The sequence below is a fragment of the Lentzea tibetensis genome, assembly GCF_007845675.1.
Lineage (GTDB): Bacteria > Actinomycetota > Actinomycetes > Mycobacteriales > Pseudonocardiaceae > Lentzea > Lentzea tibetensis.
Genome location: NZ_VOBR01000024.1, coordinates 1 through 26,409, shown reverse-complemented (window position 1 = coordinate 26,409; position 26,409 = coordinate 1). Strand labels below are relative to the sequence as shown.

The 26,409-nt window shown below is 69.8% G+C and carries 30 protein-coding genes; 6 read left to right on the top strand and 24 right to left on the bottom strand.

The window, feature by feature from the left end; translation table 11 throughout:
- Positions 1 to 97: 97 nt before the first annotated feature.
- Positions 98 to 1,066, top strand: coding sequence for a DUF5667 domain-containing protein (locus FKR81_RS30850; RefSeq protein ID WP_146357254.1), 969 nt, complete (start codon positions 98 to 100; stop codon positions 1,064 to 1,066).
- A 16-nt stretch (positions 1,067 to 1,082) separates the two neighbouring features.
- A complete protein-coding gene (locus FKR81_RS30845) occupies positions 1,083 to 1,988 on the top strand; it encodes an HAD family hydrolase (protein ID WP_146357252.1) in 906 nt (301 codons plus the stop codon).
- Positions 1,989 to 1,990: 2 nt separating this feature from the next.
- On the opposite strand, the gene FKR81_RS30840 is transcribed toward FKR81_RS30845, so the two are convergent.
- From FKR81_RS30840 to FKR81_RS30775, 14 genes are all read right to left on the bottom strand, one after another.
- Positions 1,991 to 2,344, bottom strand: a complete 354-nt coding sequence (locus tag FKR81_RS30840) for a VOC family protein (RefSeq protein WP_146357250.1) — start codon at positions 2,342 to 2,344, stop codon at positions 1,991 to 1,993.
- A 315-nt stretch (positions 2,345 to 2,659) separates the two neighbouring features.
- Positions 2,660 to 3,628: a lysophospholipid acyltransferase family protein gene (locus FKR81_RS30835; protein ID WP_146357248.1), complete on the bottom strand. Its 969-nt coding sequence runs from the start codon at positions 3,626 to 3,628 to the stop codon at positions 2,660 to 2,662.
- Between the two features lie 17 nt (positions 3,629 to 3,645).
- Positions 3,646 to 4,683 (bottom strand): NAD-dependent epimerase/dehydratase family protein, encoded by a 1,038-nt coding sequence (locus tag FKR81_RS30830; RefSeq protein WP_146357246.1) that lies wholly within the window; start codon positions 4,681 to 4,683, stop codon positions 3,646 to 3,648.
- Between the two features lie 233 nt (positions 4,684 to 4,916).
- Positions 4,917 to 5,018 carry a 30S ribosomal protein bS22 gene (locus FKR81_RS30825; protein WP_015105422.1) on the bottom strand — a complete coding sequence of 34 codons (102 nt, stop codon included), beginning with the start codon at positions 5,016 to 5,018 and terminating at the stop codon, positions 4,917 to 4,919.
- Positions 5,019 to 5,142: 124 nt separating this feature from the next.
- Positions 5,143 to 5,346: a helix-turn-helix domain-containing protein gene (locus FKR81_RS30820; protein WP_146357244.1), complete on the bottom strand. Its 204-nt coding sequence runs from the start codon at positions 5,344 to 5,346 to the stop codon at positions 5,143 to 5,145.
- Positions 5,347 to 5,466: 120 nt separating this feature from the next.
- Positions 5,467 to 6,276, bottom strand: a complete 810-nt coding sequence (gene proC / locus FKR81_RS30815; RefSeq protein WP_146357242.1) for a pyrroline-5-carboxylate reductase — start codon at positions 6,274 to 6,276, stop codon at positions 5,467 to 5,469.
- A 22-nt stretch (positions 6,277 to 6,298) separates the two neighbouring features.
- Positions 6,299 to 7,084, bottom strand: coding sequence for a thioesterase family protein (locus FKR81_RS30810; RefSeq protein WP_146357240.1), 786 nt, complete (start codon positions 7,082 to 7,084; stop codon positions 6,299 to 6,301).
- Positions 7,081 to 7,983 (bottom strand): proline dehydrogenase family protein, encoded by a 903-nt coding sequence (locus tag FKR81_RS30805; RefSeq protein ID WP_146357238.1) that lies wholly within the window; start codon positions 7,981 to 7,983, stop codon positions 7,081 to 7,083. Before FKR81_RS30805 ends, FKR81_RS30810 begins: the two co-directional genes overlap by 4 nt.
- Before the next feature lie 397 nt (positions 7,984 to 8,380).
- On the bottom strand, positions 8,381 to 9,193 hold the full coding sequence (locus tag FKR81_RS30800; protein ID WP_186763268.1) for a sugar phosphate isomerase/epimerase family protein: 813 nt from the start codon (positions 9,191 to 9,193) through the stop codon (positions 8,381 to 8,383).
- Positions 9,190 to 10,392, bottom strand: coding sequence for a hypothetical protein (locus tag FKR81_RS43850; protein WP_186763267.1), 1,203 nt, complete (start codon positions 10,390 to 10,392; stop codon positions 9,190 to 9,192). The genes FKR81_RS30800 and FKR81_RS43850 overlap by 4 nt, the downstream gene beginning before the upstream one ends.
- A complete protein-coding gene (locus FKR81_RS30790) occupies positions 10,392 to 11,372 on the bottom strand; it encodes a Ppx/GppA phosphatase family protein (RefSeq protein WP_146357236.1) in 981 nt (326 codons plus the stop codon). Before FKR81_RS30790 ends, FKR81_RS43850 begins: the two co-directional genes overlap by 1 nt.
- A 27-nt stretch (positions 11,373 to 11,399) precedes the next feature.
- Positions 11,400 to 12,080: a response regulator transcription factor gene (locus tag FKR81_RS30785; RefSeq protein ID WP_146357234.1), complete on the bottom strand. Its 681-nt coding sequence runs from the start codon at positions 12,078 to 12,080 to the stop codon at positions 11,400 to 11,402.
- A complete protein-coding gene (locus FKR81_RS30780) occupies positions 12,077 to 13,237 on the bottom strand; it encodes a sensor histidine kinase (protein ID WP_146357232.1) in 1,161 nt (386 codons plus the stop codon). The genes FKR81_RS30785 and FKR81_RS30780 overlap by 4 nt, the downstream gene beginning before the upstream one ends.
- Positions 13,238 to 13,424: 187 nt before the next feature.
- Positions 13,425 to 14,171, bottom strand: coding sequence for a phosphoglyceromutase (locus FKR81_RS30775; RefSeq protein ID WP_146357230.1), 747 nt, complete (start codon positions 14,169 to 14,171; stop codon positions 13,425 to 13,427).
- A gap of 47 nt (positions 14,172 to 14,218) precedes the next feature.
- On the opposite strand from FKR81_RS30775, the gene FKR81_RS30770 reads away from it, so the two are divergent.
- Positions 14,219 to 14,785, top strand: a complete 567-nt coding sequence (locus FKR81_RS30770) for a TetR family transcriptional regulator (RefSeq protein ID WP_186763266.1) — start codon at positions 14,219 to 14,221, stop codon at positions 14,783 to 14,785.
- 66 nt (positions 14,786 to 14,851) lie between these two features.
- Here FKR81_RS30770 and FKR81_RS30765 read toward each other — a convergent pair whose 3' ends face one another.
- The 7 genes from FKR81_RS30765 to FKR81_RS30735 form a co-directional block, all read right to left on the bottom strand.
- Positions 14,852 to 16,417: a 4-coumarate--CoA ligase family protein gene (locus tag FKR81_RS30765; RefSeq protein WP_146357226.1), complete on the bottom strand. Its 1,566-nt coding sequence runs from the start codon at positions 16,415 to 16,417 to the stop codon at positions 14,852 to 14,854.
- A gap of 411 nt (positions 16,418 to 16,828) precedes the next feature.
- Positions 16,829 to 17,674 carry a DUF4349 domain-containing protein gene (locus FKR81_RS30760; RefSeq protein WP_146357224.1) on the bottom strand — a complete coding sequence of 282 codons (846 nt, stop codon included), beginning with the start codon at positions 17,672 to 17,674 and terminating at the stop codon, positions 16,829 to 16,831.
- A gap of 61 nt (positions 17,675 to 17,735) precedes the next feature.
- Entirely contained in the window at positions 17,736 to 18,218 is a 483-nt protein-coding gene (locus FKR81_RS30755) for a type III secretion system chaperone family protein (RefSeq protein WP_146357222.1), read from the bottom strand.
- Positions 18,215 to 19,468 carry a D-inositol-3-phosphate glycosyltransferase gene (gene mshA / locus FKR81_RS30750; RefSeq protein WP_186763265.1) on the bottom strand — a complete coding sequence of 418 codons (1,254 nt, stop codon included), beginning with the start codon at positions 19,466 to 19,468 and terminating at the stop codon, positions 18,215 to 18,217. The genes FKR81_RS30755 and mshA overlap by 4 nt, the downstream gene beginning before the upstream one ends.
- Positions 19,465 to 20,229, bottom strand: a complete 765-nt coding sequence (locus FKR81_RS30745; RefSeq protein WP_235921862.1) for an alpha/beta fold hydrolase — start codon at positions 20,227 to 20,229, stop codon at positions 19,465 to 19,467. Before FKR81_RS30745 ends, mshA begins: the two co-directional genes overlap by 4 nt.
- A 35-nt stretch (positions 20,230 to 20,264) precedes the next feature.
- Positions 20,265 to 20,840: a hypothetical protein gene (locus FKR81_RS30740; RefSeq protein WP_146357220.1), complete on the bottom strand. Its 576-nt coding sequence runs from the start codon at positions 20,838 to 20,840 to the stop codon at positions 20,265 to 20,267.
- Between the two features lie 57 nt (positions 20,841 to 20,897).
- Positions 20,898 to 22,037 carry a L,D-transpeptidase gene (locus tag FKR81_RS30735; protein WP_146357218.1) on the bottom strand — a complete coding sequence of 380 codons (1,140 nt, stop codon included), beginning with the start codon at positions 22,035 to 22,037 and terminating at the stop codon, positions 20,898 to 20,900.
- Between the two features lie 89 nt (positions 22,038 to 22,126).
- On the opposite strand from FKR81_RS30735, the gene FKR81_RS30730 reads away from it, so the two are divergent.
- The gene (locus FKR81_RS30730) at positions 22,127 to 22,858 is read left to right on the top strand and encodes an SDR family NAD(P)-dependent oxidoreductase (protein ID WP_146357216.1); all 732 of its coding nucleotides are present in this window, start codon (positions 22,127 to 22,129) and stop codon (positions 22,856 to 22,858) included.
- Here FKR81_RS30730 and FKR81_RS30725 read toward each other — a convergent pair.
- Complete coding sequence (locus FKR81_RS30725; protein WP_146357214.1) at positions 22,812 to 23,831, bottom strand: chymotrypsin family serine protease; 1,020 nt, start codon at positions 23,829 to 23,831, stop codon at positions 22,812 to 22,814. The two genes, FKR81_RS30730 and FKR81_RS30725, sit on opposite strands and share 47 nt — an antisense overlap.
- A gap of 81 nt (positions 23,832 to 23,912) precedes the next feature.
- The gene (locus FKR81_RS30720) at positions 23,913 to 25,010 is read right to left on the bottom strand and encodes a UDP-N-acetylmuramate dehydrogenase (RefSeq protein ID WP_235921861.1); all 1,098 of its coding nucleotides are present in this window, start codon (positions 25,008 to 25,010) and stop codon (positions 23,913 to 23,915) included.
- Here FKR81_RS30720 and FKR81_RS30715 point away from each other — a divergent pair.
- Positions 25,009 to 25,503, top strand: a complete 495-nt coding sequence (locus FKR81_RS30715) for a DUF2505 domain-containing protein (RefSeq protein WP_186763263.1) — start codon at positions 25,009 to 25,011, stop codon at positions 25,501 to 25,503. The two genes, FKR81_RS30720 and FKR81_RS30715, sit on opposite strands and share 2 nt — an antisense overlap.
- Positions 25,482 to 26,288 (top strand): class I SAM-dependent methyltransferase, encoded by an 807-nt coding sequence (locus FKR81_RS30710; RefSeq protein ID WP_146357208.1) that lies wholly within the window; start codon positions 25,482 to 25,484, stop codon positions 26,286 to 26,288. The genes FKR81_RS30715 and FKR81_RS30710 overlap by 22 nt, the downstream gene beginning before the upstream one ends.
- A gap of 13 nt (positions 26,289 to 26,301) precedes the next feature.
- On the opposite strand, the gene FKR81_RS30705 is transcribed toward FKR81_RS30710, so the two are convergent.
- Positions 26,302 to 26,409: integrase core domain-containing protein (locus FKR81_RS30705; protein ID WP_146357206.1), on the bottom strand; the 108-nt coding region annotated here is incomplete at its 5' end.

Genomic DNA, 26,409 nt, shown 5'->3' with positions numbered 1-26,409 from the left:
GGTCGAGATGGCAGGCAAGAGACAGACGCCTCGGTGGCGACAGAGGGAGCACGAGCGATTCGCCCGTGCGGTCGAAGGCGGTCCGCACTCCGACGAGTTGGCCGACGAACTGGCGGTCGTCGCGCTGCTCAGGAGCGTGCAGGCAGGTCCCGACCAGGCCACCAGAGATCGAATCAGGCAGCGCGTCCTCACCGCGCCGCCTCCCGTACCGGTAGCCCCGGTCCGGCGGATCAGCGCGCGTGCGCGATTAGCCGTCGCGGCCGCGGCCGTGCTGTGCCTGCTGATGTCGCTCGCCGGCATGAGCGTCCTGCTCAGCAGGGACGCGCTGCCCGGTGACGCGCTCTACGGCGTCAAGCGCACCGCGGAGTCGGCATCGCTCGGGTTCGTGTTCGACGAGGAGGGGCGCGCGCTCAAGCACCTCGAGTTCGCCGCGGCGCGGATCTCCGAGATGGAGGCGCTCGCCGATCGCGGCGCGCCCAGCGGTGACCACCTGAGAGCGTTGAACGACCTGGACGCCGACGCGACCGAGGGCTCGAACCGCCTCACCACGTACGGCGCGAACGCCGACGGCCGCGTGCTGCCGTCGCTGAGCGACTGGGCGACCGCGCAGCACACCAGGCTCACCGGACTGCGCCCCAGGCTGCCCGTGGACGTCGCCGAACGCACCGATGGTTCGCTGGCCCTGCTGACGGCCATCGCGCAGCGCGCCGACGACCTGGACGCCCGCGCGGGCTGTTCCCCGATCACGAGCGGCGAGACCGACGCGCTCGGCCCGCTGCCCGCTCAGGACTGCTCGAAGGTGATCGTCGACCCGAACTCGTCGTCGAGCCGGATCCCGTCCGGCCAGCCGACCCAGTCGACGCCGCCGTCCTCGGTGCCGGTGTCCCCGACCCAGCCGAGCCCACCGCAGCAGGCACAGCCCCCGTCACCGGGACTGCTGCCGACCGTGCCGGGGTTGCCGCCGGTCAGCAACCCGACGACCAAGCCGGGGATCACGATCCCGCTGCCGTTGCCCCTGCCCAGCATTTCCCTTCCCGGACTGCCCGGAATCAGTTTCGGGAACTGATCGCTAGGCTGGTCCCATGTCACGGAGGCGTGAGGTGGAGAGCGCGGCTGATCGCGACCTGGCGGCGAGGGTCGCCGGTGAGGCGTCGGCCGAGGCTGCCGTGGCAGCGGCGGCGGCACCAGAACTCGAGGCCTCGCTGACCGTGCCGACGGATCTGACCGCGGCGGCGTTCTTCGACGTCGACAACACGATGATGATGGGCGCGTCGATATTCCACTTCGCCCGCGGCCTCGCCGCGCGCAAGTACTTCACGACGTCCGACCTGGCGGGCTTCGTCTGGCAGCAGCTGAAGTTCCGCATCGGCGGCGCCGAGGACCCCGAGAGCGTCAAGGCCTCACGCGAACAGGCACTGTCCTTCGTGGCCGGCCGCTCCGTCGCCGAACTGGTGTCGCTGGGCGAGGAGATCTACGACGAGCTCATGGTCGACCGCATCTGGACGGGCACCCAGGCACTGGCGCAGATGCACCTGGACGCCGGCCAGCGCGTCTGGCTGGTCACCGCGACCCCGGTCGAGCTGGCGACGATCATCGCCAGGCGGCTGGGCCTGACCGGTGCACTGGGCACCGTTTCCGAGTCCGTCGACGGTGTCTACACCGGACGGCTCGTCGGGGACCTGTTGCACGGCAAGGCCAAGGCCCAGGCCGTGCGCTCGCTGGCGGCCAAGGAAGGGCTCAACCTCAAGCGGTGCACGGCCTACTCGGACTCGTCCAACGACGTGCCGATGCTCTCGGCCGTGGGGACCGCGGTCGCGGTGAACCCCGACTCGGCGCTGCGGGAGATCTCCCGCAAGCGCGGGTGGGAGATCCGCGACTTCCGCACCGGGCGCAAGGCGGCCAAGATCGGCGTGCCCTCGGTGCTGGGCGCGGGTGCCGTGGCCGGTGCCATCGCGGTGGGTCTCGCCTACCGCCGCAAGGGCCGCTAGCTTCAGTCCGCGTGTTCGAGGATGTTGATCACGACGCCGTGCGGGTCCCGGACGAAGAACCGGCGCACGCCCCACGGCTCCTGGGTGAGCGGGTGGACGATCTCGTAGCCGCGGCGTTGCGCCTCCGCGTAGGCGGCGTCGACGTCGGCCACGTGGATGCTGAGCGACGACTGCTCGGGTGCGGTGGCGTCGCCGGAGACGAGGGTCACCTGCACGCTCGGGTGCGTGGGTGAGCGGAAGCTTGCCACCCAGCCCATGTCGAACTGCTTCTTCAGGCCGAGGAAGTCCTCGTAGAAGTCGTGGCCCGTGGTCGCGTCGTCGACGTTGAGGTTCGGCACGATGCGGTGAGGAGTCATCGGTTGCTCCCGTGGTCGGTGGTCGCGGACGCGGAGGCTCATCCTGCCCCTCGGCCGTGCTCACGCAGGGGTCCCCGCCCAGGGGCACCCTGATTCCACTCTCCCAGCGAGCACCGACAATTCCTGGCCTGGGACCGCGAGCGAAGCGAAACCGGCAGGCAGCGAAGAAGGAGCGCCCGCCGCACCGGCGACCCCCGCACTGCCCAACGGGTGCGGCCCCACAACACAAACCGGCGGCCGAACGATCCCAAGCATCCGAAGGGCCGGGGTGGGGAGGGCCTCGCCGATCAAGCGAAGCCCTCCCCACCCAACCCCTCAGCCCAAGAACACGTTCCGCCGCTGCGTCAGCAACCGGTAGAGAGTCTGCTGGATCGTCTCCCGCACCTGGTCGGTGAGGTTGAAGACGAGCATCGGATCGTCAGCCGCGTTGTCCCCGAACGCGTCCGTCCGAATGGGCTCACCGAACTCGATGTACCACTTGGACGGCAGCGGAATGGCTCCGAGCGGACCGAGCAGCGGGAAGAACGGCGTCACGGGGAAGTAGGGGAACCCGAACAGCCGGGCGAGAGCCTTGATGTCGCCGAGCATGGGGTAGATCTCCTCGGCGCCCACGATCGAGCACGGAATGATCGGCACCCCGGTCTTCAGCGCGGCGGAGACGAACCCGCCGCGCCCGAACCGCTGCAGCTTGTAGCGGTCCTTGAACGGCTTGCCGATGCCCTTGAACCCCTCGGGCCACACGCCGACGAGCTCGCCGGACGAGAGGAGCCGCTCGGCGTCGGGGCTGCACGCCAGGGTCTGCCCGGACTTCCGCGCGAGAGCGCCGAGCATCGGCGTCCGGAACACCAGGTCCGCGCCGAGCATGCGCATGTGGCGCTCGTTGGGGTGCTCGGAGTGAATGCCGTAGGACGTCATCAGCGCGTCGAGCGGCAACGTGCCCGAGTGGTTGGCGACGATCAGTGCGCCGCCGGAGGACGGGATGTTGTGGATCCCGATCGTCTCGACGCGGAACCACTTCTCGTACAACGGCTTCAGCGGCGGCATCAGGACGTTGTCGGTCAGGTCCTGGTCGAACCCGAACTCGTCGACCTGGTACTCGCCCGCGATGCGGCGCCGGGCGAACGCGAGCACGTCGGCCAGCCTGCGCTCCCAGTCCGGAACAGCGGTCTCGGCAGGCTCCGGAGGAGGCACGACCTCCACCTGCGGTCTCGTGGCCCGGCGCTGGCGGGCCTGTTCGGCACCGCCGTGAATCGGGATAACGCGTGCTCCTGCCACAGCGTCCATCTCCTACAAATAGTCCGTCAGCGGAGCTTGGCGGCCGTGTCGAGCAGCGTGCGCTCGGCGGCGGCAACCGTCTCTGGATCGATGAGCGGGCGCAGTCCCCTGCCGCTCACGTAGTCGTCGAAGGCCTGCTGCGTGGTCCACCGCGGCGTGAACCCGAACTCGCTCTTCAGGCGACTTGTGTCGACCACCCTGCCCCAGTTGAGGAACCTCATCTGGTCGGGCGAGAAGTCGACGAGCCGGGCGCTGCGGAAGAAGCCCCCGACGGTCGGCACGGCGAAACTGGGCACCGGCAGGTTGACCCGACCGGCCCGGCGGATCGCCTGGGACAGCAGGAGTACCCCGTCTCCGCCGACGTTGAACACTCCGGGCAGGTCGTGCAGGGTCGCCCGTTCCAGCACGGCCAGGGCGTCCTCGGAGTGCAGCAGCTGCACCCTGGCGTCGTAGCCGAGCACCGTCGGGACGACGGGCAGGGCGAAGTACCTGGTGAGCACGGTGTCGATGCGCGGTCCGATGAAGTTCGTGAACCGCAGTGTGGTCACGTTCACGTCCGGCCTGCGGCGGCCGAACCCGCGGACGTAGCCCTCGACCTCGACGGCGTCCTTGGCGTAGCCGCTCGACGGCAGGTCCTTCGGGCCCATGCCCTCGGTGAACACCGCGGGGTCGCGCGAGCTGGTGCCGTAGACGGCCGAGGTGGACTTCACGACGAGCTTCTGCACCTTGGGCGACTTCTGGCACGCGGCCAGCAGCTGCATGGTGCCGATGACGTTCATCTCCTTCATCGCCGTCCGGCCGGTGGGCCCGGCCGGGTTGGCGGTGACCGAGGCGTGCACGACGGTGTCGACGCCCGCGGTGGAGATGACCTTGGCGATGAGCGGGTTGCGGATGTCCGCGCGGACGAACTCCGCGCGTCCCATCCGGCGGAGGAGATCACGTGGCGGCGGCTCGGTGTCCACACCGAGCACCCGCTCGATCTCGGGGTTGGCGGCGAACCGCGCGGCGAGATGGCCGCCGAGGAAGCGACTGACTCCGGTGACGAGGACGACCTTGGGCGTCATGCGGCTCCAAGCTCAGGTGCGTGGGACTGGTCGATGCTACAAGCCGAATTTGTGACTGAGGCGTTCCGGAACGCCCCCTTGACGCAGGTCACGCAGGCTTTACCGGCTAATCACCCGAACGGAGGCGACCGTTCCCGTGGTTCCCACGGGATGTCCCAAGGGGTGAAACAGTTGCCAAAACGCAACCGCCGCCGGCCCCGTCGGGACCGGCGGCGGTGAGAGCGCCAGCGGGCTTACTTGCCGCGCTTCCTACGCTGGACACGGGTCTTGCGCAGCAGCTTGCGGTGCTTCTTCTTAGACATGCGCTTGCGGCGCTTCTTGATGACCGAGCCCATGAAGGGTTCCTTAGCTCTAGACGTTGGTGGGTCTGACGCGCCTCCACAAGAAGGGTCATGTCAAGCACGACTCGCCGGTAGGCACGCAACGGCCTACCAGTTTACCCGCCTCGTCCGATCGACCCTAACCAGCGTCGTAGTAAGCGTTCTCGAGGTAGGAGTAGACCTCCTTCTCGGGAACCCTGAACGACTTGCCGACGCGCACCGCGGGCAGCTCTCCCGAGTGCACCAGGCGGTACACGGTCATCTTCGAGACACGCATCTTCGAGGCCACCTCGGCCACGGTCAGGAACTGGACCTGAGCGAGATCGTTCTCCTTCGCAGGCATGTATCACCGCATCCTTCGACACGTGTCGTGCCGTCGGTCTTCCCCACCGACGGTTCGACACGCACGTGCTGCTGTCGAGAGTAGCGGGACTGGTGTGACTCCTGCGACGTCCAAGTCGGGTCAGTCTTCGTGCTGTCGGCCCAGTTCGATCGAGCGGTCGCGCGCCGACTCGATGGCGGCCAGCATCGCCGCGCGCACGCCGTGCTTCTCCAGCTCGCGGATCGCCATGATCGTCGTTCCCGCAGGTGACGTGACCGCTTCACGCAGGATGACGGGGTGCTGGCCGCCCTCGGCGAGCATGGTCGCCGCGCCCACCGCGGACTGGATGATCAGCCTGCTCGCCAGGTCGCGCGGGATGCCGAGCAGGATGCCCGCGTCGATCATGGCCTCGACCAGGTAGAAGAAGTACGCGGGGCCGGAGCCGGAGAGCGCGGTCACCGCGTCCTGCTGGTTCTCCGGGACGCGCGCGACCTTGCCGACGGCGGTCAGCAGCTCCTCGACCGTGCTGAGGTGTTCCTCACCCGCGTTGCTGCCCGCTGAGATCGCGCTCATGGCCTCGCCGACCAGCATCGGCGTGTTGGGCATCACCCGCACCACCGGCGTGCTGTCCGGCAGCCTCCGCTCGAAGAGCTTCGTCGGCAGGCCCGCGCACAGCGAGACGACGAGCGTGCCGGGCCGGATGACGGGAGCCAGCTCGTCGAGCAGCGGCTCGATGTCCTGCGGCTTGACGGCCACGACGAGGACGTCCGCCTTGGCCGCCGCGCCCGCGACGTCCAGGCCCTCGACGCCGTACTGCTTCTCGAGCGCCTCGGCCCGTCCTGGGTGCTTCTCGGTGAACATCAGGTCGTCGGCGCTGCGGCCCGCGCTCAGCAGCCCGGACAGCAGCGCCTCACCGATCTTGCCCGCACCCAGCACGGCAATCTTCGTCATGGCCGTAAAGCTTGCCACGCCATCACGAGGCAGGCGTGAGCGCCAACTGCCTGGCCTGGCAGACGAGCCGCCCCGCCGAGTCGATCACGGTCGCGTCCTCGTCGAACCACTGGCCGTGCACCGCCTGGCACGTCACGTGGATCCGCAGCCACCCAGGAGCGGGCCGAGCCCGCAGCAACGCGGTGAGCTGCACCGTGGGCGACCAGCCGACCCGGCCGAGGTTGAACGTCACGGGCATCGAGAGGTCCCCGGCGACGAGCGCGAAGTACGGGTCCGGCTGCTCCTCGTGCGGACGAGCCCACAGGCGCAGCGTGAGCGGCCCGTCGGTCCGCCCGGTCAGGAACCCTGCCGACGCGGGGTCGACGCGCACGTCGCACGCGGAGCCGACCTTGTAGAACTGCGCCGACGGCAACGCCGACAGGTCGACCGCGCCGGGCGGCGGGGACGACGGCATCGACGGCAGGTCCGCGTAGTCGGCGCGCAGCTCGGGTATCCGGCCGACGGTGATCGACGACTCGACGCACACCTGCCCGCGCTGCTCCAGCGACGCGGCCACGACGGTCGCCGTGCGGCCCGCCTTGCGCACCGACGTGCGGATCAGCACCGGGCCGACCTCGGGCGCGCGGAGGAACTGCGCGGACACGGCGAGCGGGTCGCCGTCCCCCGCCTCGGACACCGCGGCACGGGTCATCCCCGCGAGCAGGAAGCCGCCGTGCGGCTTGGGACCGACGGTCCACTCCGCTGGCAACGACGCCGTGTAGGTGCCGTCACCGAGCGGGCGGACCGCGCTGGACTTGGTGAAGGTCATGAGCGGCTGACCAGTGACCGCAGGAAGAAGGTCACGTTGGCTGGTCGTTCCGCGAGTCGCCGCATGAGATATCCGTACCACTGCTCGCCATAGGGGACATAAACGCGGGCTCCAAGGCGACGTTGTTCGGCCTGCCGGATGCCGTACAGCATCTGGTATTCGTATGAGTCGCGCGCCCGGTCGTACCAGCGCGCCCGCTCGCCGATGATCTCGATCAGGCGCGGGTCGTGCGTCGCGAACATCGGGTAGCCGTCGCCCGCCATGAGAGCGTTCACGCAGCGGACGTAGCTCAGGTCGACCTCGTGCGGGTCGGTGTAGGCGACACTCGCCGGTTCGGCGTACGCACCCTTGCACAGCCGGACGCGGGAACCGTTGCCGGACAACGACTTGCAGTCGTCCAGCGTGCGGTGCAGGTACGCCTGGAGCACCGCGCCGACCCACGGCCACTGCTCGCGCAGCTCGGTCAGCACGCGCAGCGTCGAGTCCGTCGTCGTGTGGTCCTCCATGTCGAGGGTGACCGTGGTGCCGACCTGCCCGGCGGCCGCGCAGATGCGCGACGCGTTGGTCAGCGCGAGCGACTCGTCCAGCGCCTGACCGACGGCCGACAGCTTCACCGACACCTCGGCCTTCGACGCCAGCCCGGCGGCGTGCAACGCCTCCAGCAGTTCGAGGTAGGCGCGCACGACCTGCTCGGCCTGCGCCTCGTCCGTGGTGTCCTCGCCGAGGTAGTCCAGCGTCACCGGCAGGCCGAGCTCGCGCGTCACCGCGACCGCGTCCTGGGTGGTCTCGCCCGCGACGAAGCGGCGCACGACGTCTCTGCTGATGGGGGCGGACGCGACGAGCGAGCGCACCGCCTCGTTGCGAGCCGCGGCCATGATCAACGCGCGCAACGGGTTCACGGCCAGAACCTTAACCCTCGGCGGGCTGAGCGCCACGCAGACCTGCGGATTGGGTGGGCTGCGGCTGGTTGCGGCGGCGGATTGCGGTGGGTTGTGGCTGTTGCGGCGGGTTTGGCTGTGCGGCGGCTCGGCGTGCTGGCGCGGGCGTCCCCGCCCAGGGGACCCCCTGATTTGATTTTCCCAGCGGACACCGACAATTTCCGGCCCTCGCGGCGGGGTTCGGCCAACTTCGGGCCAAACCTCGGCAAACCGAGGCGCGCCCGCAGAGGGCGAAGCCGCGCTCACGCAGGCGTCCCCCGCCAGGGGAGCCCCTGACTTGATTCTCCCAGCCGACACCGACAATTCCGGTGCCTGAGCGGCAGTTGGGCCTGAATCAGCGCGAAATCAACCCAGCGCGTCAGCCCTCGACGGGCCAGTCCAGGTGCAGGCGAGCGAACAGCAGCGACTCGGCGAGCATCTCGGCGCGCTGCGCGGGACTGTTCGCACGCCGGGTGTTGACCTCCAGCACGACCTGACCGTCGAACCCGCCACGCGCCAGCGTCTCGCACAGTTCGGCACACGGCTGGGTGCCGCGGCCGGGCACCATGTGCTCGTCCTTGGGTGCGCCGCTGCCGTCCGCGAGGTGGATGTGCGTGAGGCCGTCACCCATGCGCTTCGCGAGCTCCAGCGCGTCCATGTGCGCGGCGGCCGCGTGCGACAGGTCGAGCGTGTAGTGGGCGTGGCCGACGTCGGTCGGGTCGATCGACGGGCGGAACGCGCTCACCTCGACGGAGCGGCCGCGGCCTAGTGGCCTGCGCACCGGGAACATGTTCTCGACCGCGATGTCGATGCCGCTGGCTTCCTCGAGGTCGGCGACCATCTGCGCGAAGCCGTCGGCGTAGCGGCGCTGCCAGCGGAACGGCGGGTGCAGCACGACTGTGCGCGCGCCGAGGTCCTGTGCGGCGCGGACGCTGCGGCGCAGGCGTTCCACCGGATCGGGTGACCACACGCGCTGGCTGATCAGCAGGCACGGCGCGTGCACCGCGAGCACGGGCACACCGCTGCGCTGCGAGAGCCGGTCGATCGCGCGCACGTCCTGGCTGACCGGGTCCGCCCACACCATCAGCTCGACGCCGTCGAAGCCCAGCTCGGAAGCCATCTCGAACGCGGCTCCGGCAGGCTGCGGGTACACCGACGCCGTGGACAGCCCGACCGGGATGCGGGGGATCAAGATTTCACCAGCAGCATGGCCGCTGGCGAAACGGTGACGATCAGACCGACCAGCACCGCGAGAATTGTTGTTTGCAGGTCGTCCGCACGGCGGATCTTCCGGACCAGAAGCACGAGTCCAACGGTAACGGCAAGCGCCACGACGAGTGCGGCCACGGCCGCCTCCCGCCACAGCCAGTTGAAGCCGAGCCACAGCGCGGCACCGCCGAGCACGCCGACGGCGAGCTGGGCGATCATGACCAGCCACTCCTTGCCGGGCGAGCGCGGCGCCTCGTCGGCGTCGTCCAGCTCGTCATCGGCGTCCAGGCCGGCCGGTTCCTCGTCGTCCGCGAGGTAGTCCTCTTCCGCCGCGTAGTTCGGCGTGTAGTTGTCGGCGTAGTCGTCCTCGTCGTCGTCGAGGTACGGGGCCGGATGCGCCTGGGTGTGCTCCATCGGCGAGAGCTGCGGGTCTTCGTCGTCGTCGCCGAACCAGTCCTCGGGGTTCTGGTCGGGCAGCGGCTCCGGCAGCCTCGGCGGCGCGGGCGGCACGATCAGGACCGACTCGGTCTCCAGCGACGCGATCTGGTCGACCGGCGCCTTCGCCGGGATGCGCGGCAGCACCTCCGTCATCGCCTCGCGCGGAGGCCCGGCGGGCGGCGGAGGCGTCGGCTTCGGCGGGCGCGCGATGTTCGACCGCGACGCGTCGGGACGCGGCACGTCGGAGCGCGACGGCGGGTCCAGCCTGGGCGGCGGACCGGGGTCGAGGCGGGACTTGACCGCGTTCGGGTCAGGACGCAGCGGGTCGACGCGCGTCGCCGCCGGGTCCGGACGCGGCAGGTCGGGACGGGACGGCTGGGCGTCCTTGAACGGCGGGACCTGCCTGGTCTCCTCCGCCCGGTTGGGTCTGCGGCCGGGCGGTGGGGGCTGGGGCTGGAAACCCGCGGGAGCCGGTGCCGGACGCGGCGGACCGGCCGCGGGTGGCGGAGGCGGCGGGGGCGCCGGGTGACCGTCGGCGGGCTCGTCCCTGATCGGCATGAGCCTGCCGCTGTCGGACAGCACCCGTTCGATGATCGTCTGCGGGGCGGTGGTCTCGGGCGACTCTTCTTCCTCGGCCGCGCGGCGGCGTCGCCGACGAGGCGCACCGTCCGGGCTGCCGCCGTACTGGGCGAGCAACTCCGCGACCGTGCGCTGCGTGTGCTCCGATCCGCTCTCTCGACTCATCAACTCCACCGTGCCCCGTGCTGGCCAGTCCGTCCAGTATCGCTCCGGTCCGTGCCATTAGTGTGGTCCAGCCGTCGAAGGATGACACCCTCCCGCAGCGCCCAGGGGCAAATCTCCAACTGCGTGAGTGACAGGGCTCGCATCGACGCCTCCGCGACGAGCGCGCCCGCGACGAGCTGATGAGCCCTGGAAGCGCTCACACCTTCCAGCTCAGCGAGGTCGTTCGCCGACATCCTGGAGATGAACGCGATCAGTTGCCGCAGGCCGGCGTCGGTGAGCACGCGACGAGCGCGTGGACCGGCGGACGAAGGCGCCGCGCCGGTGAGCCGGGCCAGCGTGCGGAAGGTCTTGGAGGTCGCAACCACCCGATCGGGTTCACCCGCTCGCTTGAGCTTGCGGGCGACCGGCGCGAGCTGGTCGGCGAGCCACTCCGTGGTCTCGCGGATGGCGGTGCGGCCGGGCGGGTCCTTGCGGAACCGCGTCCTGGTCAGCCTGCCCGCACCGAGCGGGACGGAGAACGCCAGCTCGGGGTCCTCGTCCTTGCCGATCGCGAGCTCGAGCGAGCCGCCACCGATGTCGAGGCAGAGCAGCTTGCCCGCGGACCAGCCGTACCAGCGGCGAACCGCGAGGAAAGTGAGCTTCGCCTCGTCGTCGCCGGAGAGGACCTGGAGATCGACGCCCGTCTCGCTGCGCACCCGGTCGAGCACGTCGGCCGAGTTGCTGGCCTCGCGCACCGCCGAGGTGGCGAAGGCCATCAGGTCCTCGCAGCCCGAGCGCTTGGCCGACGCCTTGGTCGCGGCGACGGCGCGGACCAGCTGGTCCGCGCCCGCCTTGGTGAGCTCTCCGTCACCGTTGAGCTGCTCCGCGAGGCGCAGCACGGTCTTCTCGGAGCTCATCGGGGTCGGGTGGGCACCACGGTGCGCGTCCACCACGAGTAGGTGGACGGTGTTGGAACCCACGTCGAGAACGCCCAGGCGCACGAGCTGAACGGTACCTGGTCGTGTCCGTTAGGACTCGAACTTGTAACCGAGGCCCCTCACGGTCACCAGGTGCCGCGGCGTCGACGGGTCCGGCTCGATCTTGGAACGGAGCCGCTTGACGTGAACGTCCAGCGTCTTCGTGTCGCCGACGTAGTCAGCGCCCCACACCCGGTCGATCAACTGACCGCGGGTGAGCACGCGTCCGACGTTGCGCAGCAGGTACTCCAGGAGGTCGAACTCCTTGAGCGGGAGGCTGATGTCCGTTCCGTTGACAGTTACCACGTGCCGCTCGACGTCCATGCGCACCGGACCGGCCTCGAGGATCTGGGGAAGGAGGTCCTCGGACTCACCGCCCCTGCGCAGCACGGCCCTTATGCGCGCGATGAGCTCGCGCGCCGAGTAGGGCTTCGTGACGTAGTCGTCCGCGCCCAGCTCCAGGCCGACGACCTTGTCGATCTCACTGTCCCGGGCGGTCACCATGATCACCGGCACGGCCGAGCGCTGGCGGAGCTGCTTGCACACGTCCGTCCCGCTCATGCCGGGCAGCATCAGGTCCAGCAGCACGATGTCCGCGCCGTTGCGGTCGAACTCCTCCAGCGCCTCCTGGCCGGTGGCGGCCAGCGCGGCGGTGAACCCCTCCTTGCGGAGCAGGAAGGCAAGCGGATCGGCGAAGGACTCCTCGTCCTCCACGATGAGCACTCTGGTCACAGCTCTCCTCCGTGATCACTCGCGCCGCTCGCGACGAGGTTGGGTTCCTGTGCCGCGGCCGGAAGCCGCAGCGTGAAGGTGGATCCCGTTCCTGGCAGGCTCCACAGCTTCACCTCGCCGCCGTGGTTGGCGGCGACGTGCTTCACGATCGCGAGACCGAGGCCGGTGCCTCCGGTCGCGCGCGATCGGGCCTTGTCCACCCGGTAGAACCGCTCGAACACCCTGACCTGCTGGTCGGCCGCGATGCCGATGCCGCGGTCGGTGACGGCGATCTCCACGTGCCCGTCGATCAGCCTGCGGCTGACGCTCACCGGGCTGCCGGGCGGGGAGTAGGCGACAGCGTTGTCGAGCAGATTGCTCAGCGCGGTGACCAGCAGCGTGCGGTCACCCGGCACGAGCAGGCCGCTCGGCTCGTCGGTGGCGATGTCGATGTTGACCGACTCAGCGGCCAGCTTGGAGCGGCTCAGCGCCTCGGAGATCACCACGTCGACCTCGACCTCGGTGAGCTCGGGCAGCTTCTCCGCACCCTGCAACCGGGAGAGCGCGATCAGCTCGGTCACGAGCGTGCCGAGCCGGGTCGCCTCCTGCATGATCTTCGCGCTGAACCGGCGGACCTCGTCCTGGTCGTCGCTCGCGTCCAGCACGGCCTCGGCGAGCAGCGCGAGCGCGCCGACCGGGGTCTTGAGCTCGTGGCTGACGTTGGCCACGAAGTCGCGTCTGGTCTTCTCCAGCCGCACGGCCTCGGACTCGTCCGTCGCGTCGACGACCGTGAAGCCGTCGGTCAGCTGGCGCACCTCGGCGTGCACGGCCTCCGGCTGGCGCCCCTTGGCCTCCAGCGGCGACAGGTCCACGTAGACGATCTCGTTGGTGTCCCGCACCGCCTGCGCGGCCTTGCGAGCCCGGTCGTCGACCCGGTTGTTGCGGACGACCCCGAGCTCCTCGGCGCGCGGGTTGTGCAGCACCACGTCGCCGAACGAGTTGAGCACCACGATGCCGTCGTGCGAGCCCTGCACGACCTTCTGCATCAGGTCCGCGACCGTCAGCCCTTCCGGCTGCCTCGGCGCTTTGGACGCGGTGGATCGGCCAATGAAAAATCCGCCGAGCGCGCAGATGAGCGCTACGCCCAGCGAAACAGCGAGGAAACCCGCAGCCGTCACAGGCGAATAGTAAGCAGCGCGTACGTGTCCTGGCCTAGTGCACGAGCGTGAACCGTGATACCCGCGACACCTGTTGACCAGGTTGTTCGTGCCCTGGTCAGACCTTGTTCACCCAGTCGTGTCCTGAGACGCGAAAAGCACGTTCAGATCCACTGAGGAGCTGAACGTGCTTTTCGCGTCAAACCGGTCAGCGACCCTGGTTCGCGACCGCTTCCGCGGCGATTCGAGCGGCCTCCGGGTCGAGGTATTCACCGCCCGGCTTGAGCGGCTTCAGCTCCTCGTCGAGGTCGTAGCGCAGCGGGATGCCGGTCGGGATGTTGAGGCCCGCGATGTCGGTGTCCGAGATGCCGTCGAGGTGCTTCACGAGCGCGCGCAGCGAGTTGCCGTGCGCGGCCACCAGGACCGTCTTGCCGGTGCGCAGATCGGGCACGATCGCGGACTCCCAGTACGGGACCATCCGCTTGACCACGTCGAGCAGGCACTCGGTCAGCGGCAGGTCGGGGCCGAGGTCCGCGTAGCGCGGGTCGGTGTCCTGGCTGAACTCGCTGCCGGGCTCGATGGGCGGCGGCGGGGTGTCGTAGGAGCGGCGCCAGAGCATGAACTGCTCCTCGCCGTACTGCTCCAGCGTCTGCTTCTTGTTCTTGCCCTGCAACGCGCCGTAGTGCCGCTCGTTGAGCCGCCAGTCGCGCCGGACCGGGATCCAGTGCCGGTCGCACGCGTCCAGCGCCAGGTTCGCCGTCGAGATGGCCCGCCGCATCAGCGACGTGTGCAGCACCTCCGGCAGCACGTCGGCGGCTTTGAGGAGCTCGCCACCGCGGCGCGCCTCGCGCTCGCCCTTCTCCGACAGGGGAACGTCCACCCATCCGGTGAACAGGTTCTCCGCGTTCCACGTGCTCTCGCCGTGGCGGAGCAGCACCAAGGTTCCGACAGCCATGCCGTTAGCCTGCCATGCTCATGAGCGCAGAGGTCACTCGCACACAGGTGCGTGACGCAGGGCACCGGCTGTTCGTCGCCAACGGTTACGCCGCGACTTCGATGGCGGCGGTCGCCGCGGACCTGGGAGTGTCCGAAGAGACCGTCCACACGCACTACCCCAGCAAGGCGGCCCTGTACCGGGACGCGCTGAACACGGCGATCGCGGGTCGGCCTGCCGAAACCCCACCCGCGCCCGTCTCCGACCGGGCGGACGCGACCGCCCTGCTGACCCCGTTGCGGGCCAACGACATCATCGAGACCACCGCCGCGGGGGCTGCGGCACTGCTCGGCCGCGCGGGCGCGTTGATCATGGTGGGCATCCAGTCGTCCGGGGCCGACCCGGAGATGATGGCCGTCGCCCACGAGGGCGAGGCCGCCCAGCGCGCCACGCTCGGCACCATCGCCAAGGCGCTCGTCGACACCGGCTCGGTCCGTCCCGACTTCAGCACGTCCGAGGTCGCGGACATCATCGTCGGGCTGTGCTCGCCGCACCTGCACCACCTGCTCGGCTGGCCGGAGGACCGCTACCGGTACTGGCTGACGAGCACGCTCTGCGCGTCACTGCTGCGCTGACACGCCACGAGGGGAGCTTTCCCAGCGGTCACAGCGCCGGGAAAGCTCCCCTCGTGGCAGTGCGAGCTACTTGGCGGCCTCGCGGGCGCGCAAGTCCTTGCGGAGGATCTTGCCCGAAGCGGACTTCGGGATCGCCTCGATGAACTCGACCACGCGGACCTTCTTGTGCGGCGCCACGTGCGCGGCGACGAACTCCATGATGTCGGCACCGGAGATCGACGACCCGGCCTGGAGCACGACGAACGCCTTGGGCACCTCCTCGCCGTCTTCGTCCCGCACCCCGACGACCGCCGCGTCGGCGATCTCGGGGTGGGTCAGCAGCACGGCCTCCAGCTCGGCGGGCGGCACCTGGTAGCCCTTGTACTTGATCAGCTCCTTGACCCGGTCGACGATCGACACGATGCCGTCCGCGTCGATCACCGCCACGTCACCGGTGTGCAGCCAGCCCTCGTCGTCGATGGTGGCCGCGGTGGCGTCCGGGTTGTTCAGGTAGCCCTTCATGATGTTGGGGCCCTTGCACCACAGCTCGCCGCGCTCGTCCACGCCGACGTCCTCGCCGGTGGCCGGGTCGACCAGCCTGCACTCCAGGTTCGGCACGATCAGGCCGACCGTGCCGACGGAGATGTCGTCGCGGCTGTCCGGGATCGCGTGCGAGACGGGCGACATCTCGGTCATGCCGTAGCCCTGCGACACGCGGCAGCCGAGGCGCTTGCGCACCGCGTCCGCGAGCTCGACGTCGAGCGGCGCGGCGCCGGAGAACAGGGTCTTCAGCGGCGACAGGTCGTACTGGTCGACCAGCGGGTGCTTCGCCAGCGCCACGGCGACCGGCGGCGCGATGTAGACGCGGTCGGTCCTGTGCTCGGCGATCACGCGCAGGAACTCGGCCAGGTCGAACCTCGGCATGGTCACGACGGTCGCGCCGACGTAGAGGCCGTTGTTCATCAGGACCTGCATGCCGTAGATGTGGAAGAACGGCAGCACCGCGAGGATGCGGGTGTCCTGGGTGAGGTTCAGCAGCGGCCCGCACTGCGCGAGGTTCGCGACCAGGTTGCGGTGCGTCAGCATCACGCCCTTGGGCAGCGCGGTCGTGCCGGACGAGTACGGCAGCACCGCGATGTCCTCGGCCGGATCGATCTCCACCGACGGCACGGGGTGGTCGTTGGCGAGCAGCTCGGCCAGCGACGGGTAGCCGTCGGCCTGGTCGAGCACGAAGACGTCGGTGACGCCGGCCTTGGCGGCGCCCGGAGCCGCGTTCGGCAGCAGCACGGACACGGTGAACAGCATCTTCGCGCCCGCGTCGTGCAGCTGGTGCGCGACCTCGTCCGGCGTGTAGAGGGCGTTGATCGTGGTCGCGGTGGCGCCCGCGCGCAGGATGCCGTGGAAGACCACGGCGTAGTAGGGCGTGTTCGGGCTGAGGATGCCGACCACATCGCCCTTGCCGATGCCGCGGGCGGCCAGTGCGGCGGCCAGCCGGTCGACGTAGGTGGCGAGTTGGCCGTAGGTCAGCGACGCGCCGGAGGCACCGTCGACGAGCGCGACGCGGTCGGCGCGGTCGCCGAGGTCGCCGAACAACAGCTCGTGGAGTGAGACATCGGGGATCTCGACGTCAGGGAACGAACTGCGAAAGACCATGCGGCTGCCTCATTCACTCGCTGTACACCAAGCTGGTCAGGCCATCGTGAGCCAGGCCACTCGACGCGGTCAAGGCAGTCCGGATCGCTACAGAGACGTTACTTATCGCGGCTAAGTACACACGAATGGAGTAACCAAACCCCTTGTGAGTGCAACGATGTTTCTGAGAAGTTGGCTAGGCCTCAACGGGCTGGCTCCCACGCACTCAAACAGCCCGTCAGGCGATGAACGCGGTTCGTCATCCCCCGTCGAACCGCGTGCACCCGCTCGGATCCAGGGCTCCCCCCGTCCACGGATCCGTCGTAGCGGGGACCTTTGACGCGGGCCGGCTCGATGCGACTCCCCCTCTCTCCCGAGCCGGACCCGCGCTCCCCAAGGTGACACGCCCCAGAAACTCTCAGTAGAAGCGGATCAGCTCGCCTCGCTCGACCGGGTGACACGCTTCCGGCGACGTGCGAACCAGATCGCCGCCGCGGTGGGGATGCCGAACACGACCGCGAACGGCAGCACCGCGCCGATCACGATGATGATCCAGCCGAGCCCCGTCACCAGCACGTCCCAGCCGACGAGCAGCGCGCCCAGGAACCCGTCGCGCTCCACCGGCACCGGCGCCGACTTCTGCGACACCGACACGGTCAGCGTGGCCATCGCGACCTGCCCCTTGAGCGAGTCGTGCCTGCGCTGCAGCGACTCCAGCTCCTGCTGCCGCTTGTTCAGCTCGCTCTCGATCTGGGTGATCTCCGACGTCGACGACGCCCGCTCCAGCAACCCCCGGACCCGGTCGACGGACGCCCGCTGCGACGCGAGCCGCCCCTCGACGTCGGCGACCTGCTCGGTCACGTCCTCGGCACGCACCTCGCGTCGCGTGACCTCACCGATCGACCCCAGCTCCTGCAGGATCCGGTCGAGCTCCTTCGACGGCACCTTCACCGTGACGTTCGCGAACGTCTTGGTGGCGTTCTCCTGCCCGGAGAACCCGCCCGCGTTCGACGCCTTCCCCTTGACCTCCGCGATCGCCTTGTCCACGTCGTCCGCGCGGATGTCGACCGTGGCGGTGCGGATCAGCTGCCGGTCGGCCTGCACCGACACGGCCTCGTTCTTGCTGTTCCCCGTGTTGTTCCCCGTGTTCCCCTCAGCGCGGTCAGCCTGCGCCGGAGCCGCGGCCTGTTCGCCGCCACCCGAACTCGTCTGCGACGCCGCACCGCACCCCGTGAGGAGGAACAGTGCGACGACGACCCATAACCAGCGTCTGCCCATGCCGTCTGGACGGAACGACCGGAAGATCGGGTTGGCGCCGAGTCGCTTCCGTGACCGGCTCTTAATCGACCAGATGCGCGAAGGCCTGGAGGTTGGCCAGCGACTCGCCCCGCGAGACGCGCCACGCCCACTCGCGCCGGATGGCGTCCGCGAAGCCGATCTCGAGCAGCGCGTTGAAGTCGCCGTCCGCCGCCTCGAGCACCTGGCCGAGCACGCGGTCGAGCTCGTCCGGCGTCACGGCGTGCAGGCCGATGCGGCCGACGAGGTAGATGTCGCCCTGCGCGTCGAGCGTGTAGTGCACCCCGTAGAGCCGCGCGTTGCGGCGCAGCAGGAAGCGGTACACCTCCTCGAACGACTGGTCCGGGCGGCGGCACACGAACGCCTCGACGAGCAGCGCGTGCCTGCCCGCCACCAGCCAGCAGTTCGTCTGCAGCTTCTTGGTGCCGGGCAGCGTGACGAAGAACTTGCCCTCGTCCGGCCGGTCGTACTTCAGCTCTCGTTCGTCCAAAGTGGACTTGATGATGGAGTCGATGCCGTCGGTCAAGCGAAGACCTCCCTGCGGAACGCTTCTGCCGCTTCCTGGTACCCGGTGAGCAGGGAATCAGTCGTGCGGTCCCAGGAGAAGCGTCGCGCATGCCCGACCGCGTTGCCCGCCAGCGTCTCCCGATAGGCGGGGTTCAGCGCGAGACGACCCAGCGCCGCGGCCCACTCGGCCGGGTCGTGCCCGTCGACGAGCGCGCCGGACACACCGTCGTGCACGGCCACCGGCAGGCCACCGACGGCAGCGGCGACGACCGGTGTCCCGCACGCCTGCGCTTCCAGCGCCACCAGGCCGAACGACTCGTTGTACGACGGCACGGCGACCAGGTCCGCCGCGCGGTACACCTGCGCCAGCGCGTCGCCGGGCTGCGGCGGCAGGAAGCGCACGACGTCGGCGATGCCGAGCTGCCCGGCCAGCTCCTCGAGCGCCTTCGGCTGCTCCAGTCCCGTCCCGGACGGTCCGCCCACGACCAGCACCACCAGCCTGCCGCGCAGACCGGGGTCGCGCACCAGCAGCTCGGCGGCCGCGCGCAGCAGCACGTCCGGCGCCTTCAACGGCTGGATGCGGCCGACGAACGCGAGCACCACGGCGTCCTCGGCGAGGCCGAAGCGCGCGCGTGCCTTCGAGCGGCTGCCGGGTGTGAAGCGTTCGAGGTCGACGCCGGGCGGGACGACCAGCACCTTCGCCGGGTCGGCGTCGTACAGCTTGATCAGCTCGGTCGCCTCGACGTCGGTGTTCGCGACGAGCCGGTCCGACTCGGCGACGACCTGCTCCTCGCCGATGACCCGCATGCGCGGCTCCGGGGTGTCGCCATCGGCGAGCGCGGCGTTCTTGACCTTGGCGAGCGTGTGGGCGGTGTGCACGAGCGGCACGCCCCAGCGTTCGCGGGCGAGCCAGCCGACCTGGCCGGACAGCCAGTAGTGCGAGTGGATCGCGTCGTAGTAGCCCGGCTCGTGGTGCGCCTCGGCGCGCAAGACGCCCGCGGTGAACGCGCAGAGCTGGCCGGGCAGCTCCTCCTTGCCGAGGCCCTCGAACGGCCCGGCGACGACGTGCCGCACGTGCACGCCCGGCGCCAGCTCGGCGACCGGCGGCAGGTCGGACGACGTGGCCCTGGTGAAGATCTCGACCTCGACGCCCCGCTGCGCCATGCGCGTGGCCGTCTGCACGATGTAGACGTTCATGCCGCCCGCGTCGCCAGTGCCGGGCTGCTCGAGCGGCGACGTGTGGACGCTCAGCACCGCGACGCGCTTCACCGGGCGATCCTCGCGAGGTCGCGCGCGAACTCCGCGGGCCGTTCGAGGAACGGCGCGTGCGCGGTGTCGTCGTACCAGCTCACCTGGGCTCCGGGGATGTTGGCCAGCGCGTAGTCGGCGGCGGAAGGCGCGACCACCTCGTCCGACTTGCCGTGGACGACGAGCGTCGGCACGTCGACGGCGGCGAGCACGTCGGCGCTGTTCACGTCCCTGCGGAACAGCTCGCCTCGAACTCTAGGTGGAACTTTCAGCGCGGTCGCTGTGAGCTGTCCGACCGTCTCAACTGGCAGGTGGGGCGCGAGCTTCGCCTGGAACTCGCGCATCGCGTCGTCGTCCTCGATGGCGGCGGGCAGCGCGGCCCGCATGACCGGCCCGGTCGCGCCACCCGGACGGTCGCGGCCGATCTCGGTGATGGCGCCGACGAGGACCAGGCCCGTGATGTTCCGGGTGCCGTGAACGCGCAGGTAGTCGGTGATGACCAGGCCGCCGTACGACCAGCCGACGACCGTGGCCGGGCCGGTGTGGTCGAGGACGGCCTTCAGATCAGCCGCCCACTGCGCGGAGTCGCGGTAGTCGCCGAAGTCGTCGGACAGGCCGTGTCCGCGCAGGTCGACGGCGTAGGTGTGGAAGTCCGGGAGATCCCAGACGGCGCCCGACTGGGCCCAGCCGTGGATCAGCACCACCGGCGGGGCTTCTGTCGGGCCTGCCTCACGGACGGCCAGCTGTCCCCCACCGGCCGACGTCACGTGTGTCAGCTGCACTCTCGGATCAACGAGTGCGCACGTGCGCACATTCCCTAGTCGTCGTCCTCGTCGCGGTTCCAGGCCACGACCTCCAGCACGTCGCTCGGCATGTGCAACAAGAGCTCCTCGCCGGATCGCAGGGCGTGCGCCAGTCCCGCGGCCGCCAGATCACGCGGCCGGTCCTGCTCGGACGGCTCGTCGAGCCACGCCTCGAGGTCCGGGTACCCCTCCGGCGGGACACCCCACTCGGCCTCGATCCGCACGGACAGCTCCGCGACTTCGAGCGGTCGCCGGACGGCGTCAGCCAGCACCCGGCGCACCGACCTGGAGTACGAGGAGAGCTGGTAGGACAGCTCGTCCAGCAGGTCAGCCACGTCGACGTCCAACGGCACTCGCATCCGGTCACCGTCGAGCTCCACGCGCTCCCACGGCAGTCCCGCTCGTTCGACGCCCTGCTGGACGTCGCCGAGCAGCATGAGGCCCTCGATCTCGACCGGCTCGCCGTCGGCGTCCACCGCACCGACCCACGGCGTCACCCACAACGTGCCGAGCCCGCTCGCCGCCGCCACCGCGAAGACGTCACCCGACCTGTACCGGAGCCCGTCGGGACCACTCGTGTACCAACCCATGACGCAGAAAGATCCCCTCCGGCCGCGCCGGCCGAAGGGGATCTTCGCGAAGTTGGGCTACTTGACCGCGGACTTCGACTTCCACTGGGCCCACGGGATCTGCCAGTCGTACCAGTCGAACTGGGCGGGCAGCGTGGTGATGGAGCCGGTGACCTCGACCGGGTCGCCGATCATCGCCGAGTCGTAGTACGCCTTGGCATCGGCTTCCAGCAGGTTGGCGCACCCGTGCGAGGTGTTGTTGCTGCCGATGTTGCCGGCGTTGTCGTTGTTCTCGTGGATGAACTCGCCGTGGTTGGAGAACCGCACGGCCCACTTCTTGACGACGTTGGTGTAGCCGTAGCGCGGGTTGTCGAAGCTGAAGGTGTCGTTCTTCGCCATCACGACGAACGTGCCGTTCGGCGTGGTCAGCTCCGGGTCGGCGTCCTTGCCGAACGACGCCGGGTAGGACGCGGCCTCCTTGCCGTCGCGGATCACGACGAGCCGGTGGGTCGGGTTGTCGATCTTCACGATCTGGCTGCGGCCGATGGTGAAGTCGCTGGTCACGTCGGCCTTGCCGAACGCACCGCCGCCGTAGTTGACGCCGTAGAGCTTCGCCTCGACCTTGACCTTGGTGTTCGCCGGCCAGTACTTCTCCGGCCGGAAGTGCACCTCCTGGTCGGTCAGCCAGGCCCAGGTGCCCTCGACGTTCGCCGAGTTGGTGACCTTCAGCGCCTTCTCGACGGTCGCCTTGTCCTGCACCGGCGCCTCGAACTTGACCATGATCGGGACGGCGATGCCGACGGTCTGGTCGTCGCTCGGGAACAGCGTCGCGCGGGTCTGCGAACCAGGCGCCAGCGTGCCGAACGAGCCCTTGATCTCGACGGACTTGCCGTCGGTACCGGTGACCTTGCCGGAGTAGGTGTAGGTCTTGCCGAAGCCGAGCGGCTCGGTCGAGGTCCAGCCCTTCTTGTCCTCGGTGACCTTGCCCGCGACGTCCTTGCCCTCCGGCGACTTCAACGCGACGGACTCGATCGTGCCGTCCGTGACGGTCACCTGCACGGGCGCGGTCACGGCGACGTCCTTCGCGCCGTCCGCGGGCTCCGTGGTGACCTTCGCGGTGGGTAGCGTGCTGTCCACCTTCGGGGTGCCGGACTCCACACTCGCGCAGCCGGTCAGCAGGACCAGCCCGACGAGCAGTGCACCCAGGGTTCGTTTCACGGTTAGACCTCCAACTAAGAGGACGTCCAGACCACCGCCCCGGTGCGAGTGACGTCGGTCACACATCAACAAAGCCTACGATCGACGATGTGAATCGACCTGTCGCAGTTGTGACCGGAGCAAGCGCGGGCATCGGCGAAGCCACCGCGCGGCATCTCGCCGCCAAGGGGTTCCACGTCGTGCTGGGGGCACGCCGACTGGACCGCCTCAACGTTATCGCGAAGGAGATCGACGGGACCGCGATCGAGTTGGACGTCACGGACACCGCGTCGGTGACCGCGTTCGCCGACGAGATCCCGGCCGCGAACGTCCTCGTCAACAACGCGGGCGGCGCTCGCGGCCTCTCGACCGTCGCGGACGGCGACGAGGAGGAGTGGCGGTGGATGTGGGAGACGAACGTCCTCGGCACGCTCAAGGTCACCAAGGCGCTGCTGCCGAAGCTGATCGCCTCCGGTGACGGGCACGTCGTCACGGTGACGTCCATCGCCGCGTTCGAGGCCTACGACAACGGCTCCGGCTACACGTCCGCCAAGCACGCGCAGAGCGCGCTGCACCGCACGCTGCGGGGTGAGCTGCTGGGCAAGCCGGTGCGGGTCACCGAGATCCTGCCGGGCATGGTCGAGACGGACTTCTCGGTCAACCGCTTCGACGGCGACGCCGAGCGCGCGGCCAAGGTCTACGAGGGCATCCAGCCGCTCACCGCGGACGACGTGGCGGACGTGATCGCGTTCGCGGTCACCCGGCCCGCACACGTCAACCTCGACTCGATCGTGCTCAAGCCGCGGGCTCAGGCTTCCGCGACTCGGGCACATCGGGAGTGAGCACGTCCACGTCGAGCTGGTCCAGCACGCGGTCGATGGGGTTCGCGAACCCCGTCGACCCGGACGCGGTGCCCGCGCAGTAGAGGCCCACCACCCGGTTCTCCACGTCCACCAGCACCGAGCCCGAGTCGCCGTGGTCGCCGAAGCGGCCCGCGCACGACTCGATCCGCAGCTGGTCGCGCAGCTTGCGCACGCCGATGCCGTCGCCGAAGTCGACGGCGATCGTCGCGTCGCCGGACACGACGACGCCGTGCGTCAACGCGGTGGTGCGGCCGCGTTTGCGCACCGGGGTGCCCACGGGAGCGGGAGCACTTCCGGTGACCGCACCGATGTCGAGAATCTCGGCCCGGCAGGGGCGCTGTGGGTCGAGAAGCACGGCAGCCGCGTTGACCGACCCCGACAGCGCGGCGCGGTTCAGCTCGCCGACGTCGTCGAGGTTCTGCACACCACCGTCCACTCTGGACGGGTGGACCATCCGGTCGCCGACCATCCACGCGTCGTCGACGCAGCCGACGTGGAAGTTGGTCAGCCCCATCACCAGCTTCTCGGTGCGCGACACGACGAGCGCGCCCAGCGTGCCGACGATGACGTAGTCGCCGGGCACCGAGACGTCCGGCGGCACCACGCGCACCGCGCGCGACGGGCCGATGCTGATGCCCCCGCGCAGCACCGCGTGCCGCTCCGCGACAACAGGTTGGTGCTCGTCCGGCGACAGCAGCGCGCGGTGCAGCACGATGCTCTCGGCGACGATGTCAGTCGGGATCCCCTCGACCGAGGCGGGGATCTGCTGCGGGTGGTGGGAGCCCTTCGCGCACACGTAGACGACGATCGCCGCCCGTCCCGTCGGACGGCCACCGGTGAACTTCTCGCCGATGTCGACACCGATCACGCCGGGCCGGGACAGGAACTCGTCCTCGACCATGCGCTTGATCGGCCTGATTACGGCCCGCTCGTGCTCATCGAGGTAGGCCATGGCGACCTCCGTGACATCCTTCTACCACCATGAAACACGGTTCGTAGGCAATTGGTCACATGGAGTCACCCGTTCGGCCGTTCAGAGTGAACAGCCGATGAACACCGGCTCGGGGTGCAGCTCGACACCGAACGCCGCACGTACCCCGTCACGGACCTCGCGGGCGAGGTCGAGCAGGTCCTCTGTCGTCGCGCCACCGCGATTCGTCAAAGCCAGGGTGTGCTTGCTCGACAGCGCCACTCGCCCGCCAGGTCCCACGTGCCCCTTGCGGAAGCCGGCGCGCTCGATGAGCCACGCGGCGGAGAGCTTGCGGTGTCCCTGACCGGCCGGGTAGGTCGGCACGTCGACGTCCGAGCCGAGCACCTGGGCGATCCGGATGAGCACGCCGGTGAACGTCGCGTCGTCGATGATCGGGTTCGTGAAGAACGAGCCGGCGCTCCACGTGTCGTGGTCCGCGGAGTCGAGCACCATCCCCTTGCCGCGCCGCAGTTCCAGCACGGCCTTGCGGGCCGCGTCCGCGGGCACCCGCTCGCCCTGGTCGACGCCCAGCGTGCGGGCCAGCTCGGCGTAGCGGATCGGGGCGGACATCCCACCGGCCGTCAGCGCGAACCTGGTGCGCAGCACGACCGCCTGGTCGGTGCCCTTCAGAACGCTGGTGCGGTAGGCGAGTCCGAGCTTCGCGGCGGGCACCTGGTGCACCTTGCCGCTGCGCCGGTCGAGCAGGTCGACGGACGTGAGCACCTGGGCGATCTCGACGCCGTACGCGCCGACGTTCTGCACCGGGGTCGCGCCGACCAGTCCGGGGATGCCGGACAGGCACTCCAGGCCACCCAGGCCCTGCGCGACGGCTTCGGCGACGACGCCGTCCCAGTCCTCGCCCGCCTCGACGGTGAACTGCACGATGCCGCCACCCAGCGGGTCCGCGCGCCAGCCCTTCGTCGCCACGTGGACGACGGTGCCGTCGAAACCTCTGTCGGCCACCACCAGGTTCGAGCCGCCGCCGAGCAGCAGCACGGGTTCGGTGGAGGCGTCGGCTGTTCGCACGGCTTCGACCAGCTCAGCTGCGGTGGTGGCGTGGACGAACCGCGCGGCCGGTCCACCGAGCCGGAGCGTGGTGCGCTCGCCGAGAGGCACGGACTGCGTGGTGGTCACGACCGTCAACGGTAGCCTCCGCGACATGGCACGCCGCATCGAGCACCACACCACGTCGCCCCATTCGGCCGAATTGGTCTTCGGCGCGATGGTCGACGAGACGTACCTGCGGGACCGTCTGGCCGCCATCGGCGGCAACAACGCCGAGCTCGTGACGTACTCGAGCGGCGGAGGCAAGACTTCCTACCAGCTCAAGCAGGGCGTGCCCGCGGAGCACCTGCCGTCGATGGCGAAGAGCCTGCTCGGCGGCGACCTGGTGATCCAGCGCGTCGAGTCGTGGACCGAGGCCGGGCACACCGGCACCGTCGAGGTCACGCTCAACGGCGTGCCCGGACGGCTGGACGGCACGTTCTCGCTCGTCGCCAACGGCTCCGGCAGCAAGCTCGTGCTGGACGGCCAGGTCAAGGTCAGCATCCCGCTGATGGGCGGCAAGCTGGAGAAGGTCATCGCCGAGCAGGTGATCGTGCTGCTCGACAAGGAGAGCGAGTTCACGTCGGAATGGCTCGCAAACCGCGCCTAGCCGCCGGCCGGGCGCGGGCGCTCGGGCTGCCCACGCGCGGCACGACCAACCCGAACCGGCTGCGCCGCGTCGACCGCTGGATGGCGGGCACGCTGGCTGGGTTCCTCGGTTCGTTCCCCGATCCGCTCGTCGTCGACCTCGGCTACGGCTCGTCGCCGATCACCACCGTCGAGATGGCCGCGCGGCTGCGCGCCGTGCTGCCGTCCGTGCGCGTGCTGGGGCTGGAGATCGACCAGGACCGCGTCGACGCGGGCAAGGCCGTCGCCGACCCGCCGCTGCTCGACTTCCGGCGCGGCGGCTTCGAGCTGGCAGGCGCGCGGCCGGTGTTGTTGCGGGCGTTCAACGTGCTGCGGCAGTACACCGAGGAGCAGGCCTTCGAGGCGTGGGACACGATGGTGTCCCGGCTCGCGCCAGGTGGGTTGCTGGTCGAGGGCACGTGCGACGAGATCGGGCGGCGGTGCTGCTGGGTGACGCTCTCGGTTGACGGGCCGCAGACGTTCACCCTCGCCTGCCTGCCCGCTGATCTCGACGTGCCCGGCGATCTCGCCGAGCGGTTGCCGAAGACGTTGATCCACCGCAACGTGCCGGGTGAGCGCGTGCACTCGTTGCTCGCCGAGCTGGACGCCTGCTGGGCCACCGCGGCGCCGTTCGCACCGTTCGGGCCTCGGGCCCGGTGGGTGGAGTCGGTCCGGCTGCTCGCTTCGCGCGGCTGGCCCGTCGTCGACGACCGGCGGCGGTGGCGGCTCGGGGAAATCTCCCTCGAATGGGCGGCCGTCGCGCCCTAGGTGTATCTGGCCATCAGGTTGGTGACAGTCGGCTGATGGGCGGGCAGCCTCCGAGCGCGCTGTGGCGGCGTCGAGTGTTGTAGTACTCGAGCCAGGGAGCAAGGGCGGCAGTGCGCTCGGT